Consider the following 14,200-nt stretch of genomic DNA (forward strand, 5'->3'; position numbering starts at 1 on the left):
CCATAATAGGTTTCGCGGCGAAGAGCACCGAACGGGAACCCGTGGGACGCAAAGCCGGGCGGAGCCGGGACGTTTTTGCCAGCGGTTCAGGAGCAGAAAGCGACCGAGGGCCGTCCGAGACGCTTTTCGTTTCGCGGCGGCGGGACGTCAGCCGGTGACGTGGCGGCGCCAGTCGTGCCGTTCGACGAAACCCAGGAGTTGACGAATCTTGCGGTTAGAGAACAGGGCCTCGTTCTCCCCGAGTTCCCGCGTGACGGGCACGCCCGGGAAAAAGCGCTCGATCAGCGTAGCCGTGGGCAGGTTCATGCCGTTGGTGTCGTTGCCGGCATTGAAGACCTGATATCCGAGCCCGTCCGTCGTCAGGCAGAGGTCGACGATCTGGCCAAGATCACGCGCGTCGATATAGCAGAAGGCGTTTCGCCGGCGCGTCTCCGGGTGCTCGAACCAGCGCGGGAACAGCGTCTGGTACTCATGCGGCTCGATGACGTTACCGATCCGCAGCGCGTAGATGTCGGCTCCGGAGCGCTTCTGGAAGGCACGCGCGGTCTTCTCGTTGACGACCTTGGACAGGCCGTAGCTGTCCATCGGATCGACGTCATAATCCTCGTCGAGCGGCAGGGACACCGGATCGGCGCGGCCATCGGCAAAGCAGATGCCATAGGTCGTCTCCGACGAGGCGATGACGATCTTGCGGATGCCGAGCTTCACCGCCGCCTCGATGACGTTGTAGGTGCCGATGGCGTTGACCCTGAACGTCTCGTTGTCGGGCTCGATCAGAATGCGCGGGATGGCGGCGAAGTGGACCACCGCGTCGAAACGCGGGACGCCGGTGCCCGACTCCAGCTCGTCGAACCCGGCATAGGACGTCATGGCATTGAACATCTGGCCGGAATCGGTGATGTCGGCGCGAAGATTGTCGACCCCGGGATGATCGAGCGGCTTCAGGTCGACATTGACGACGCGGTGTCCGCAGTCGAGCAGCCAGGGGATGACATGGCGCCCGGCCTTGCCCGAGCCACCGGTGAACAGCACGCGTTTCGATCCGGCCATCAATCCTGTCCCTTCATGTCCCGTTCCAGCGCCACGGACCCCGCCCGGGCGCGGCCCGGCTCGGCGTCAGGCCGCCTTTTCCTTGGGCGTGCGAACCCGGCGCGCCGGCGCGCGGCCCTGAACGATGCGGACCCGCTTCACGCGGCGGGGATCGGCGTCGAGAACGTGGAACTCGAAGCCGGGAATCGCCTGGACGACCTCTCCCCGCGCCGGGACACGGCCCAGAACGTTGAAAATGATGCCGCCGATCGTGTCGACATAGTCGCCGTGCTCGCCCGCCGTGAAACCTTCGCCGATCACCTTCGCAACCTCGTCGATCTCGGCCCTCGCATCGACGATGAAGACGCCGTCGCCGGCCTTGGTGATCAGGGGTTCTTCCTCGTCGTGCTCGTCCTCGATGTCGCCGACGACCATTTCGACGATGTCCTCGAGCGAGACCAGGCCGTCGGTGCCGCCATATTCGTCGATGACCAGCGCCATCTGGATGCGCCCGGCCTGCATGCGGCTCATCAGATCGGATGCCAGCATGGAGGGCGGCACGAACAACACCGGCCGCATCAGGTTCAAGTCACCCACCGTGCGCGCGAGGTCGACATTCGCGAGATCGAGACCGGCTGGCTTCGGCGTTTCCGGCTTGCGGCCTCCCCGCCCCTTTTTCGCGCGCGCGGCGCGCGTGATATGGGCGACGACGTCGCGGATGTGAACCATGCCCCGCGGATCATCGAGCGACTCCGCATAGACGGGCATGCGCGAATGGCCCGACTCCTCGAAAAGGGTGAGCAGGTCGCCGAGCGTCGTCGAGATGTCGATTGCTTCGATGTCGGCGCGCGGGATCATCACGTCCTCGACCCGCACTTCCCGCAGGCGCAGGATGTTGTTGAGCATCGCCCGTTCGCCGGGGGAGAAGGTCGCGCCGTGATCCTCGCCACCGGCGAGCGCATCGGCAAGATCCTCGCGAAGATTGGATCCGTTCCGGAACCGGAACATCCCCTGGACGCGACTGATCAGGGAAGGGCGCGCCGCGGGCGCGCGTCGTTCGGGAGGCTCGGCTTCGAGCGAAGGCGCGGGACTACTCTGGCCTTCGTCGGCGGGCGCGGGCTTCTCGACCGATCCGCCGGCTTCGGGAGCCGGGGTCGGGTTGACTGCGGTCTTGTCGTTCATTGTCTCGTGACTGTGTCCAGATCTTCAGTTAGCGCATATGGGTCGGGTATCGCAAGCGATGCAAGGATACGCGTCTCCACGGCCTCCATCTCCTCCGCCTCTTCCTCGGTCTCGTGATCAAAGCCGAGGAGATGAAGCAGCCCATGCACGACAAGGTGAGTCAGATGGTGATCGAAGGGCTTGCCATCCAGTGCCGCCTCGCGTTCGATCGTCTCGCGCGCCAGGACGATGTCGCCCAGCATGGGCGGGATCGTCTCGCCCTGCTCCGGGAAGGCCGGGAACGACAGCACGTTGGTCGGCTTGTCCTTGTCCCGCCACTGTGCGTTGAGACCGCGCATCGCCGCGTCGTCGGTGAAGGTGACGCCTAGCTCCGTCGACCGTGACGATCGCAGCGAAAGGTCGCCCACGACCGCTTCCACCGTACGGCGCACCAGTTCCTCAAGGGCGGCCTCGCCGGGCCAGCCCTGCGCCTCCACCACCACGGCGATATCGATCTCGAGCGGTCGGTTCATCGGTCGGGATGCGCCGTGGTCAAACCTTCGCCTCGTTGCGGCCGCCGCTGCCGAAGCGATCATAGGCGCGCACGATTTCGGCGACGAGCGGATGGCGCACCACGTCCTTGTCCTCGAAACGGACCGTGACGATACCCGGCACGCCTTCGAGCACGTGGAGAGCCTCCACCAGACCGGACTTGACGTTGTGCGGCAGGTCGATCTGCGTCGGATCGCCGGTGACGATCATGCGCGCGTTCTCGCCCAGACGGGTGAGGAACATCTTCATCTGCATGGCCGTGGTGTTCTGGGCCTCGTCGAGGATCACCGCCGAGTGGGCCAGCGTGCGGCCGCGCATGAAGGCGAGCGGCGCCACCTCAATGACGCCTGCCGCCAGCGCCCGCTCGACCTTGTCGGACGGGATCATGTCGTAAAGCGCGTCGTAGAGCGGCCGGAGGTAAGGGTCGACCTTTTCCTTCATGTCCCCGGGCAGGAAGCCCAGCCTTTCGCCCGCCTCCACGGCCGGACGCGACAGGATGATGCGTTCGACCAGGCCGCGCTCCAGGAGCATGGCAGCGTGCGCGACGGCCAGATAGGTCTTGCCGGTGCCGGCCGGCCCGATGCCGAAGACGAGTTCGGCGCGATCCAGCGCGCGCATGTAGGCGTCCTGGTTGGGCGTGCGGGCGTAAATCGTGCGCTTGCGCGTCGAAATCTGGGCGGCGGCCATGCGGCCCTTCTTTTCAAGCGTCGGGAGGGTGAGCTGGTCGTCGGCGGCAACCGCCATCCGCACCGCGCCATCGACTTCGGAGCCGGAGAGCACGGCGCCTTTGCGCGCGAGATCATAGAGGTAGTCGAGCGCGCGCCGCGTCTGCTCGGCGGCCTGCGGCGTGCCCTTGATGGAAAGCTGGTTGCCCTTGGAGCGGATGTCGACGCCGAGTTGCTGCTCGACGCGCGCCAGGTTCTCGTCGAACTGCCCATAGACGGCACTGGCATGTTTGTTGTTGTCGAAGGTCAGGACGATGTGGGCCATGTCGGAGGCCCCGGTCGGGCCGAGTTTCACATCTGTCGCCGCGTTCAACCTCGTCTCCTGATCCTGCCCGTCGCCGGCATCACAACGCTTCGGCGTGGAGGCTGTTGGTTCCCGTCCGCGTGATTCGAACATCGACAATGTCGCCGATTTCGCCGGGCTTTTCATCTAGAATCACGGGCATCAGCCAAGGCGACCGTCCGACCCACTGGCCCGGCTCGCGCCCCGGCCTTTCGATCAGCATGTCGGCGCTGCGACCGACGAGGCTGGTCTGAAAATCCTGCTGCTGCCGCACAAGAAGGGCCTGCAATCGCTGAAGCCTTTCGTCCTTGATGGTTTCGTCGACGTGAAACGCCATGTCCGCCCCCGGCGTTCCGGGGCGCGGAGAATATTTGAACGAATAGGCTTGCACGAATGTGACGTCGCGCACGATCCGCATCGTGTCCTCGAAATCGGCGTCCGTCTCACCGGGAAAGCCGACGATGAAATCGCCCGACAGCGCGATGTCGGGACGGACATGGCGGATCCGGTCGATCAGGCGCCGGTAGTCGTCGGCCGTGTGACGGCGGTTCATGGCCTTCAGGATGCCGTCCGAGCCCGACTGGACCGGCAAATGCAGGTAGGGCATCAGGATCGGAAGGTCGCGATGCGCCGCGATCAGCGTGTCGTTCATGTCGCGCGGATGGCTGGTCGTGTAGCGCAGCCGTCCGACTCCGGGGATCTCGGCCAGGCGGAACAGGAGCTCGCCCAGTCCCCAGGCACGGCCATCGGGACCTTCGGCGCGCCAGGCGTTGACGTTCTGGCCGAGCAGCGTGATCTCGCGAACGCCGGATGCGGCAAGCCGCTCGGCCTCGGCGATGATCTGCGCCACCGGTCGGGAGACTTCCGAACCGCGGGTGTAGGGCACCACGCAGAAGGTGCAGAACTTGTCGCATCCTTCCTGCACGGTCAGGAAGGCGGTGACGCCGCGGTTCTTGACGGCGGCCGGCTTCGGCTGCGGCAAGTGCTCGAACTTGTCTTCCAGGGCGTAGTCGGTCTCGAGCACGCGCTCGCCGGCGCGGGCCTTGCGGACCGCATCGGGGAGGCGATGATAGGTCTGGGGACCGATGACGATATCGACCACCGGCGCGCGGCGCATGATCTCCTCGCCCTCGGCCTGCGCCACGCAGCCGGCAACGCCGATCACCGTCTCGCGGCCATGGCTCGCGCGCTCGGCCTTGATGGCGCGAATGCGGCCCAGTTCGGAGTAGACTTTCTCGGCTGCCCGTTCGCGGATGTGGCAAGTGTTCAGGAGGACGAGATCGGCATCGCCGATGTCGGTTGTCGATGCATAGCCGTCGGCCGCCAGCGCATCGGCCATGCGCTGGGAATCGTAGACGTTCATCTGGCAGCCATAGGTCTTGACGAAGACCTTCTTCGTCAGGGCCTGGACACTGTCGGGCGCGACGGCGGTCTCGCCGCTCATCCATGCGGTCTCGGTCATGCCCGGCTCTTAGCGGTTTTGGCCAGCCACTGACAAGGGCAAGCTTTGCCGGGACAAGTTCCGCGGGCTGCGAGGCCTTGGCGCGTGCGCGTGCGGCCCGCAAACGCGAACCGCGCCCAGCAGTGGGGCGCGGTCGATCGCGAGCAGACGATTTTACCGCGTGGGTTCAGAACTCTTCCCAGCCTTCGGCGTCGGTCGACGCGGCTGCGACGGCGGATTGTCCGCGGCCGCCGGCCGTCCTCATCTGGGTCACAGGCGCCTGCGCCCGGCGCGGCGGCGGGGCTCCGCGGTAGGAGGGGACGGAACTGCCCCGTGCCTCGCCGGTGCGGAAGCGGGAGACGAGAACCGCCAGCTGCTCGGCCTCGCGGGCCAGCGAATGGCTGGCGGCGGTCGACTGCTCCACCATGGCGGCGTTCTGCTGGGTCACCTGGTCCATCTGGCCGACGGCGGTGTTGACCTCGGCCAGCCCCGTGGATTGCTCCTGCGCGGAGACGGCGATCTTCTGCACGAGGTCCGACATTTCGGACACCTGGCTGGCGATCAGCTCGAGCACTTCGCCTGTCTGGCCGACGAGGCCGACGCCTTCGTTGACCTGGTTGGTCGAGGTCGAAATCAGCCCCTTGATCTCCTTGGCCGCTTCGGCGGAGCGTTGCGCCAACGCGCGCACTTCCTGGGCGACGACGGCAAAGCCGCGTCCCGCCTCTCCCGCCCGCGCCGCCTCGACGCCGGCGTTCAACGCCAGAAGGTTGGTCTGGAAGGCGATCTCGTCGATCACCCCGATGATCTGGCTGATCTCGTCGGACGATTTCTCGATCTGCGACATGGCGCGAACCGCCTGGCGAACGACCTCGGAGGATTTCTGGGCTCCTCCCTTGGCGTCGTGGGACACCTCGGCGGCCTTGCGGGCGCCCTGGGCCGTCGTGCGAACCGTCGTGGTGATCTGGTCGAGCGCCGCCGCCGTCTCCTCGAGCGAGGCGGCCTGCTGCTCGGTGCGGCGCGCAAGGTCGTCGGCCGCCTGGCTGATCTCGCTCGTGCCGGTCTTCATCGCGACGATCGCGCCGGCGATACCCGACATCGTGTCCTGAAGCTGCGCCATGGCGGCGTTGAAATCGTCCTTCAGCTGCTGCGTCTTTGGCGCGAACTGCGCCTCGATCCGATGTGTGAGATCGCCCTGGGCGAGGCTCGCCAGGCCCGCGGCCAGCGCGGTGACGGCGACGTGGTCCTCGCGCGCCTCGAGGGCCTTCTCGGCCTCCGTCCGCAGGCGGTCCGCCTCGGTGCCCTGGCGCATCTCGATCGCCTGTGCCTCCAGGCGGATCTTCTCCAGGGCCGCATCCTTGAACACCTGCACGGCCTTGGCCATCTGGCCGATCTCGTCGCGGCGATCGGTCGAGGGAATGGCGACCGCATGGTCGCCCGCCGCCAGCTTGCCCATCGTGCCCGTCAGGTCGCCGACCGGGCGTGCGATGCTGCGCGCGATCAGGTAGCTCAACGGGACGATGACGCAGAAGCCGATCAGGAGGATGATGGCGTATTCGAGCATGTTGCGCATGAACAGCGCGTCGAGATCGTCGACATAGACGCCGGTGCCGACGATCCAGCCCCAGGGCGCGAAGGCCTTGACGTGCGCGTACTTCTCCACCGGAACGTCGGAGCCGGGCCGCGGCCATTCGTAGTCGGTGAAGCCCTGGCCTTCGGCCTGCACCTTCTTCAGCATGTCGACGGAAATCAGGCGTCCGCGGCTGTCCTTCAATGCGGACTGGTCGGTTCCGTTCAACGATGGAGCGATCGGATGCATGAGCATGATCAGGTCCATGTCCTGGATGAAGAAGTAGCCGTTGCCCTGGTAGCGCATGGCGCCGATGGCGGCCATGGCGCGGGACTGAGCTTCGGCGCGCGTCAGCGAGCCACCCTGCTCGAGCTTGTGATAGGCATCGAACACGCTGACCGCATTCTCGTTCATGGCCGACAGCATGGCGCGGCGTTCATTCGCCAGCTGGTCCTGCCCCTTGAGAAGCATCGCCGCCGTCAGCGCGATGGACAACACGAAGCCAAGGCCCACGAGCGCATAGAGACGAGCGGAAATGCTGAGGTTCTTCATGTTTCGGCCTTTTTGAATGCGCGCCCGGCTCCGCACGGCCCACCCTCCGTCGGCCACTCGGGGAGGTCGGTGGCCGGATGCGGCAGTTCAGTGAGGGACGGTGAACCAGGTTGGAGAAAATTGCTCTATTGTATAATCTTGAAAACTTAAACGAGTATTAAGCATCCGTCTCGCGCGTCCCGGCGAGCGGTGCGGGGCCTTCCGCAAAGCGGTGGTCTCCGGGGAGTGGCAGGCTCCGGTCCGCGAAAGCGGAACGGCCGCGCCCAAGCGCGGCCGTCGCGGAGAGGGACGGGGATCGCCTCGCCCCGTGCTCAGAACTCTTCCCAGCCGTCGGCGTCCGCGACGGGGGCGAGTGCGGCGGACTGTCCGCGTCCCCCGGCCGTCCTCATCTGCGTCACCGGGGTCGACGCCGGCCGATGCGACGGGGCGGAATGGGCGGATCGGCTGGCCGATCCCCTCCCCGTGCCGAGATTGAAGCGGGCAACCAGGGCAGCAAGCTGCTCGCCCTCGCGCGCCAGCGAATGGCTGGCGGCGGTCGACTGTTCGACCATCGCGGCGTTCTGCTGCGTCACCTGATCCATCTGGCTGACGGCGGTGTTGACCTCGGCCAGGCCCGTCGACTGCTCCTGCGCGGACTCGGCGATCTTCTGCACAAGGCCGGACATCTCCGACACCTGGCTGGCGATCAGTTCGAGCACTTCGCCGGTCTGGCCGACGAGGCCGACGCCCTCGTTGACCTGTTCGGTCGAGGTCGAGATCAGCGACTTGATCTCCTTGGCCGCTTCGGCGGAGCGCTGCGCCAGCGCACGCACCTCCTGCGCGACCACGGCAAAGCCGCGTCCCGCCTCGCCGGCCCTCGCCGCCTCGACGCCTGCATTGAGCGCCAGAAGGTTGGTCTGGAAGGCGATCTCGTCGATCACGCCGATGATCTGGCCGATCTCATCGGAGGACTTCTCGATCTGCGACATGGCGCGAACCGCCTGGCGCACGACCTCGGAGGACTTCTCGGCGCCTGAGCGGGCCTGCTTCGACACGTCGGCCGCCTTGCGGGCGCCATCGGCCGTCTGGCGGACGGTCGAGGTGATCTCGTCGAGAGCCGCCGCCGTCTCCTCGAGCGAGGCGGCCTGTTGCTCGGTGCGGCGGGAGAGATCGTCAGCGGCCTGGCTGATCTCGCCGGTTCCGGTCTTCATCGCCGCGATCGCCGCGGAGATGCCGCCCATCGTCTCCTGCAACTGCGCCATGGCGGCGTTGAAGTCGTCCTTCAGCTGCTGCGTCTTGGGCGCGAACTGCGCATTGATCCGATGCGTGAGATCGCCCTGGGCGAGACTTGCCAGGCCGGAGGCAAGCGCGGTGACGGCGATGTGGTCTTCCTCGGCCATGCGCTGCTTTTCGGCCTCGACTCGGGCCCGTTCCGCCTCGCTGGACGAGCGCAGGTCGAGCGCCTGCGCCTCGACGCGGATCTTCTCGATCGCGGCGTCCTTGAACACCTGGACGGCCTGCGCCATGCGGCCGATCTCGTCGCGACGGTCGATGGCCGGCACGGTGACGGAGTTGTCGCCCGCCGCCAGCCTGCCCATGGTGTCGGTAAGGGAGCGAACCGGCGTGGCGATGGCCCGGGCCAGGAGGAAGCCGAGGCCAGCCGCGAGGAGGACCGAAATGCCGAGGCCGCTCCAAAGCGCGATGTTGGCCTGTCCAACGTCGCTTGCCAGCGCGGCCGCCGCATCGGCGTTCGTCTTGATCTCTGCTTCGATGATGGCGTCGATACCGGCTTCGATCGGGTCGATCAGATCATCCGCCAGTCCGTTGGGAGAAACCATACGGATCGCTTCCTGCCGACGCATCGGATCGGCAGCAAGCAGCTTACCAGCTTCGATGACTTGAGCACGATAGCGGTCGAGGCCAGAAACGATCTGCTGGACCGCCGCAAGCTGTTCTGGCCTGTCAGACTCCATCTGGCGCAGTTCGGCCAGTCTTTCGCGTAGCGCGCCTTCATGCCTGTCGACGCGGCCAATGTAGTAGCTGTCGCTGGACAGGAGATAGCCGCGCCAGGAGTTCTCGACGCGCGCAAGGCTCTGGCGCGCATTCATCGCGGTTGCGGCACGAGCCTTCGAGGCCTCGGCGATGATGTTGTCGCGCTCGATGTTCGCGAGATTCCACAACGCGGCGCTGCTCATGGCGACGATGATCACCACGACCGCCGCGAAGGCGACCGCGAGTTTCGTCGATATGGAAAGGCTCTTCAAAGTCATTTCGTACCCCTCGGGCGGTGCCAGCCGCCCCCCAATAAAAACCGCAGGTTGTCCACGCTTGCTACCTTGTCGGGGAACATGGAGAACCAAATAGTTGGCTCTTCAACAGCTACCCGCGGTAAATGAAAAACGGGTTAACCCAGATCGGCCAGTCACCGGGCGCGCGGCGGCACCCGACCCGGCGCGGCTTCGTGCGCGCGGGGCTCGCGCAAGGACCGCGACATGTTCCTGCGCACTTCCGCCTCGGTCAGGCGGGCGATCTCCTTGCGGTTGCTGGAACGCGTGAAAGGGATCGGGTCGCCGAAGCGCACTTCCACGTCCATGCCGCCTTCGCTCAACAGGGCGCCGACATGCGGCACCAGATCCATGTCGCCGATCCAGGCCGCATGGGTCCGATGGAACCGCCCCATCGGCATGCCGTGAAGGCGTGTATAGGCGATCGATACCGGCTGGATGTGGACGGTCTCCAGCCCCGCCTGGCTGGCCAGCGCGGCCTGCGCCGCGCCAAAGAGCGTGCTCTTGAACGGCCCGACGGCGTTGCCGTCGCAGGTTGTGCCCTCGGCGAAGAGCACCAGCGCTTCGCCCGCGCCCAGCCTCTCGCCCAGTTCCCGCGCCTGGAGCTGCGAGGCGCGCGTGCGCTCGCGCTCGACGAAGACCGACCGTTGCAGGCGCGCCAGCGTTCCGAACACGGGCCAGCGCGCCATGTCGGACTTGGCCACGAAGGAATAGGGGCCGAGCGAGCCGAGAACGCAGATGTCGCTCCAGGACACGTGGTTGGCGACGATGAGCAGCGGCCGGCCGGATGCGGGCGCGCCCTCCACATGCACGCGAATGCCAAGGAGGCGCAGCGCGAAGCCGTGCCAGAGGCGGGGCAAGGTGTTCGGGTGCGCGATCCGGCTGCGCAGTACCCCCATCTGCAACAGGATCGCGACCGGTGTCACGGCAACCACCAGCGCCAGCGTCACTGCGATCCGCACCCGGCCGATCATGCCCGTGTCATCTCTCCAAGCGGTCGCGCGGACCGTCACGCGGACGCGGTCGAAGCCGCTAGCGGAGATCGCGGCGCATGACAAGCGCGGCGGTCGGCTTCGCGCCCGTGTGTTCGTAGTAGGCGGGACGGCGCCCGACCTCGCGGAAGCCGAGCCGGCGGTAGAGCGCCAGCGCCGGCAGGTTGGTTTCGTCGACCTCGAGGAACAGCGCCTCGGCCCGTTCGGCATAGAGTTCGCGCAGGACGGCGTCCATCAAGGCCCAACCCAGGCCGGCGCGTCGGGCCGCCCGTGCCACGGCGACGGTGAGGATTTCCGCTTCCCCCGCCGTCAGGCGTGCCAGGACGAAACCGGATGGCAGCGCGCCGGGCTTGCCGACCTCTCTCGCCGCAAAGCCGAAGACCGGTTCCTGGTCGAGCAGGCTGGCGAATTCGAGATGGCTCCAAGGGCGAGCGAAGTCCTCCCTGTGGAGGGTCTCCAGCGCCATCACGTCGCCCGCGCCGAGACGGTCGATGACGAACTCGCGCTTGCGGCCGTTGAAGAAGGGCATGCGCATCAGGCGCCGCTCCGCGGCAGGGCAAAGCCATCCTGCGGGCGCGCATCCGGCCCGCGAAGGTAGAGAGGCCGGGGCTTTTCGCCGGCGAAGCCCTGCCGTGCAGCAAGCCTTGCGACGGTTTCGATGGCGGCGGTGCGCAGATCGGCCAGCGCGGTCGCGTTCCCGTCGAGGCCCGCCGCTTCGGCGACGAGGCGGGCGCCGGAGCCGACGATGAGAGGCTTCATCAGTCCCGCCATCGCGACTGCGGCGTTCAGGTCGAGGATCGCCGGCGCCGCATGCACTGCGCCGCCCGGGCCGTAGAGCGCAGCGTAGAACTCGTCGCGCCGCGCGTCCAGCACGGCCAGCACCGGGCGCCCGTTCGCCAGCGGCTCGGCCTCGAAGGCGAGCGCGGCGAGCGTGGTGACGCCCGCCGCGGGCACTTTCAGCGCCAGCGACAGGCCGCGCGCGGTGGCCACGCCGATCCGCACGCCGGTGAACGATCCCGGTCCAACCGAGACCGCGATCGCCTCCACGTCGCGATAGGATGCGCCTGCCCTCTCGAGCGCGGCGCCGATGACCCCCATCAGCGCCTCGGCGTGTCCCTTGCCGATGTCGCGCGCCTCGAGACCCAGGAGACCGCCCGAGCCGTCATCGAAGAGGCAAGCGGCGCACCATTCGGCCGCGGTATCGATCGCGAGAATCTTCATCGCACGAGGCATAGGCAATGGCGCGCGCGGCGACAAGCGACGCCGCGGCTTCGATTGCCGCCGTCTCAGCCGGCGCGGTCGCGTGCCTTGAGTTCCAGCCGGCGGGCATGCAGCACCGGCTCGGTGTAGCCGTTCGGCTGCTCGCGCCCCTTGAAGACCAGATCGCAGGCGGCCTGGAAGGCGATCGAGGCGTCATAATCGGGCGCCATCGGCCGGTAGAGCGGGTCGCCGGCGTTCTGGCGGTCGACGATCGCGGCCATGCGCTTCATCGTCTCCATCACCTGCTCCTGCGAACAGACGCCGTGGCGCAGCCAATTGGCGATGTGCTGGGACGAGATGCGCAGCGTCGCGCGGTCCTCCATCAGACCGACGTCGTTGATGTCGGGCACCTTGGAGCAGCCGACGCCCTGGTCGACCCAGCGGACGACATAGCCCAAAATGCCCTGCGCGTTGTTGTCGAGCTCCTTCTGGATGTCCTCGGGCGTCCAGTTTGGCCGAACCGCGACCGGCACCGACAGGATGTCGTCGAGCTTCGCGCGCGGGCGGCTCTTCAGCGTCGCCTGCACCGCCTTGACGTCGACCTTGTGATAGTGCGTGGCGTGCAGCGTGGCGGCCGTCGGCGAGGGCACCCAGGCCGTGTTGGCGCCCGCCTTCGGGTGGCCGATCTTCTGCTCCAGCATCGCCGCCATCAGGTCGGGCATCGCCCACATGCCCTTGCCGATCTGGGCATGGCCGGCAAGCCCGCACTCCAGGCCGATGTCGACGTTCCAGTTCTCGTAGGCCTGGATCCAGGCGGCCTGCTTCATGTCGCCCTTGCGGATCATCGGGCCGGCCTCCATGGAGGTATGCATCTCGTCGCCGGTGCGGTCGAGGAAGCCGGTGTTGATGAACACCACACGCTCCTTCGCCGCGCGGATGCATTCCTTGAGGTTGACCGTCGTGCGGCGCTCCTCGTCCATGATGCCCATCTTGATGGTGTTGGCCGCCATGCCGATCGCGGCTTCCACGCGGGAGAACAGCTCCACCGCGAAGGCCACTTCCTCCGGCCCGTGCATCTTCGGCTTGACGACGTACATCGAGCCGGCGCGGCTGTTCATGCGTCGGCCGTTCTCGCCAATGTCGTGCAAGGCGATCATCGCGGTCATGACCGCGTCCATGATGCCTTCGGGCATTTCCGACCCGTCGGACAGGAGGATCGCGGGGTTGGTCATCAGGTGGCCGACATTGCGCACCAGCATCAGCGAACGCCCGGGCAGGACGAGCGTCGAGCCGTCGGCGCCGACATATTCGCGGTCGGGGCTGAGGCTGCGGGTGAAGGTCTTGCCGCCCTTCGCGACCTCCTCCGTCAGGTCGCCCTTCATCAGGCCGAGCCAGTTGCGATAGACCACGACCTTGTCTTCGGCGTCCACCGCGGCAATCGAGTCCTCGCAATCCATGATCGCCGTCAGCGCCGATTCCAGCCAGACGTCGGAGATGTGGGCCGGGTCGTCCTTGCCGATCGCCGAGGTGGCGTCGATGACGACCTCGATGTGCAGGCCGTTCTTCGCGAGCAGGAACCGTGACGGCGCGGATGGATCGCCAACATAGCCGGCGAATTGCGCTCCGTCGGTGAGGCCCGTCATCCTGCCATCGAGCAGGGTGAGCACGAGCCGGCCGTGGGCGATGTCGACGCTCTTGACGTCGGACCAGGACGCCTCGTCGAGCGGGGCGCTCTCGTCGAGGAACCGGCGCGCCCAGGCGATCACCTTCGCCCCGCGCACCGGATTGTAGCCCCGACCCTTGTCCGCGCCGTCCGCTTCCGGGATGGCGTCGGTGCCGTAGAGCGCATCGTAGAGGGAACCCCAGCGGGCGTTGGCGGCGTTCAAAGCATAGCGCGCGTTCATGACCGGCACGACCAGCTGCGGCCCGGCGATCGTCGCGATCTCGGCGTCCACATTGGAGGTGGAAACCGAAAAGGCCGCGCCCTCCGGCAGGAGATAGCCGATCTGCGACAGGAACGCCTTGTAGGCGGTGAGATCGGACGGCGCGCCGTTGGCGCGGTGCCATGCGTCGATCCGCTCCTGCATCTCGTCGCGCTTCTTCAGCAGCGCGCGGTTCCTCGGCGCAAGGTCATGGACGATCGCCGAGACGTCGGACCAGAATTTCGCGGCATCGAGGCCGGTTCCCGGAAGCGCCTCCGCGACCACGAAGTCGTGCAGCTCGCGGGCAATCTTCAGTCCGTCGATCTCGATGCGGTCGGTCATGAAACGTCTCTCCCGTTTGGTCGCGCCAGGCTGCAAGCGCGCGTAGTCCTCGCAGAGCGTTCACCACAGGGGGACCGGCGCGTCAATCACACGAAGGTCGGGGCCATCGATTCGCCCATGTCGGAATGCGGCGGTCTGCCGCGACATCGGGCAGTGTTGACCTTCGAACA

General features: G+C 66.9%; 11 protein-coding genes. All 11 read right to left on the minus strand.

All coding sequences use genetic code 11. The annotated features are described in order from the left end of the window. Positions 1 to 147: 147 nt before the first annotated feature. Entirely contained in the window at positions 148 to 1,050 is a 903-nt protein-coding gene (locus EJC49_RS04875; RefSeq protein WP_126698343.1) for an NAD-dependent epimerase/dehydratase family protein, read from the minus strand. 66 nt (positions 1,051 to 1,116) lie between these two features. Further along, positions 1,117 to 2,211: a hemolysin family protein gene (locus EJC49_RS04880; RefSeq protein ID WP_126698344.1), complete on the minus strand. Its 1,095-nt coding sequence runs from the start codon at positions 2,209 to 2,211 to the stop codon at positions 1,117 to 1,119. Continuing rightward, the gene (gene ybeY / locus EJC49_RS04885; protein WP_126698345.1) at positions 2,208 to 2,723 is read right to left on the minus strand and encodes an rRNA maturation RNase YbeY; all 516 of its coding nucleotides are present in this window, start codon (positions 2,721 to 2,723) and stop codon (positions 2,208 to 2,210) included. Before ybeY ends, EJC49_RS04880 begins: the two co-directional genes overlap by 4 nt. 19 nt (positions 2,724 to 2,742) lie before the next feature. Next, the gene (locus EJC49_RS04890) at positions 2,743 to 3,732 is read right to left on the minus strand and encodes a PhoH family protein (RefSeq protein ID WP_245453269.1); all 990 of its coding nucleotides are present in this window, start codon (positions 3,730 to 3,732) and stop codon (positions 2,743 to 2,745) included. Between the two features lie 79 nt (positions 3,733 to 3,811). Continuing rightward, a complete protein-coding gene (miaB, locus tag EJC49_RS04895; protein WP_170314617.1) occupies positions 3,812 to 5,194 on the minus strand; it encodes a tRNA (N6-isopentenyl adenosine(37)-C2)-methylthiotransferase MiaB in 1,383 nt (460 codons plus the stop codon). Positions 5,195 to 5,378: 184 nt separating this feature from the next. Beyond that, positions 5,379 to 7,310 (minus strand): methyl-accepting chemotaxis protein, encoded by a 1,932-nt coding sequence (locus EJC49_RS04900; RefSeq protein WP_126698348.1) that lies wholly within the window; start codon positions 7,308 to 7,310, stop codon positions 5,379 to 5,381. Positions 7,311 to 7,621: 311 nt separating this feature from the next. Continuing rightward, the gene (locus EJC49_RS04905; RefSeq protein ID WP_126698349.1) at positions 7,622 to 9,559 is read right to left on the minus strand and encodes a methyl-accepting chemotaxis protein; all 1,938 of its coding nucleotides are present in this window, start codon (positions 9,557 to 9,559) and stop codon (positions 7,622 to 7,624) included. A gap of 152 nt (positions 9,560 to 9,711) precedes the next feature. Continuing rightward, entirely contained in the window at positions 9,712 to 10,548 is an 837-nt protein-coding gene (olsA, locus tag EJC49_RS04910) for a lyso-ornithine lipid O-acyltransferase (protein WP_126698350.1), read from the minus strand. Positions 10,549 to 10,606: 58 nt separating this feature from the next. Further along, the gene (locus EJC49_RS04915) at positions 10,607 to 11,101 is read right to left on the minus strand and encodes a GNAT family N-acetyltransferase (protein WP_126698351.1); all 495 of its coding nucleotides are present in this window, start codon (positions 11,099 to 11,101) and stop codon (positions 10,607 to 10,609) included. Next, on the minus strand, positions 11,101 to 11,787 hold the full coding sequence (tsaB, locus tag EJC49_RS04920) for a tRNA (adenosine(37)-N6)-threonylcarbamoyltransferase complex dimerization subunit type 1 TsaB (RefSeq protein ID WP_126698352.1): 687 nt from the start codon (positions 11,785 to 11,787) through the stop codon (positions 11,101 to 11,103). Before tsaB ends, EJC49_RS04915 begins: the two co-directional genes overlap by 1 nt. A gap of 65 nt (positions 11,788 to 11,852) precedes the next feature. Further along, entirely contained in the window at positions 11,853 to 14,030 is a 2,178-nt protein-coding gene (locus EJC49_RS04925) for a malate synthase G (RefSeq protein ID WP_126698353.1), read from the minus strand. Positions 14,031 to 14,200 lie beyond the last annotated feature (170 nt).

It is taken from the genome of Aquibium carbonis (assembly GCF_003970795.1).
GTDB classification, from domain to species: domain Bacteria; phylum Pseudomonadota; class Alphaproteobacteria; order Rhizobiales; family Rhizobiaceae; genus Aquibium; species Aquibium carbonis.

What these genes read in the sequence shown, in the direction of transcription:
- EJC49_RS04875 (WP_126698343.1), bottom strand. Translation starts at nt 1,050, where the DNA reads ATGGCCGGATCGAAACGCGTGCTGTTCACCGGTGGCTCGGGCAAGGCC.
- EJC49_RS04880 (WP_126698344.1), bottom strand. Translation starts at nt 2,211, where the DNA reads ATGAACGACAAGACCGCAGTCAACCCGACCCCGGCTCCCGAAGCCGGC.
- ybeY (WP_126698345.1), bottom strand. Translation starts at nt 2,723, where the DNA reads ATGAACCGACCGCTCGAGATCGATATCGCCGTGGTGGTGGAGGCGCAG.
- EJC49_RS04890 (WP_245453269.1), bottom strand. Translation starts at nt 3,732, where the DNA reads ATGGCCCACATCGTCCTGACCTTCGACAACAACAAACATGCCAGTGCC.
- miaB (WP_170314617.1), bottom strand. Translation starts at nt 5,194, where the DNA reads ATGAGCGGCGAGACCGCCGTCGCGCCCGACAGTGTCCAGGCCCTGACG.
- EJC49_RS04900 (WP_126698348.1), bottom strand. Translation starts at nt 7,310, where the DNA reads ATGAAGAACCTCAGCATTTCCGCTCGTCTCTATGCGCTCGTGGGCCTT.
- EJC49_RS04905 (WP_126698349.1), bottom strand. Translation starts at nt 9,559, where the DNA reads ATGACTTTGAAGAGCCTTTCCATATCGACGAAACTCGCGGTCGCCTTC.
- olsA (WP_126698350.1), bottom strand. Translation starts at nt 10,548, where the DNA reads ATGATCGGCCGGGTGCGGATCGCAGTGACGCTGGCGCTGGTGGTTGCC.
- EJC49_RS04915 (WP_126698351.1), bottom strand. Translation starts at nt 11,101, where the DNA reads ATGCGCATGCCCTTCTTCAACGGCCGCAAGCGCGAGTTCGTCATCGAC.
- tsaB (WP_126698352.1), bottom strand. Translation starts at nt 11,787, where the DNA reads ATGAAGATTCTCGCGATCGATACCGCGGCCGAATGGTGCGCCGCTTGC.
- EJC49_RS04925 (WP_126698353.1), bottom strand. Translation starts at nt 14,030, where the DNA reads ATGACCGACCGCATCGAGATCGACGGACTGAAGATTGCCCGCGAGCTG.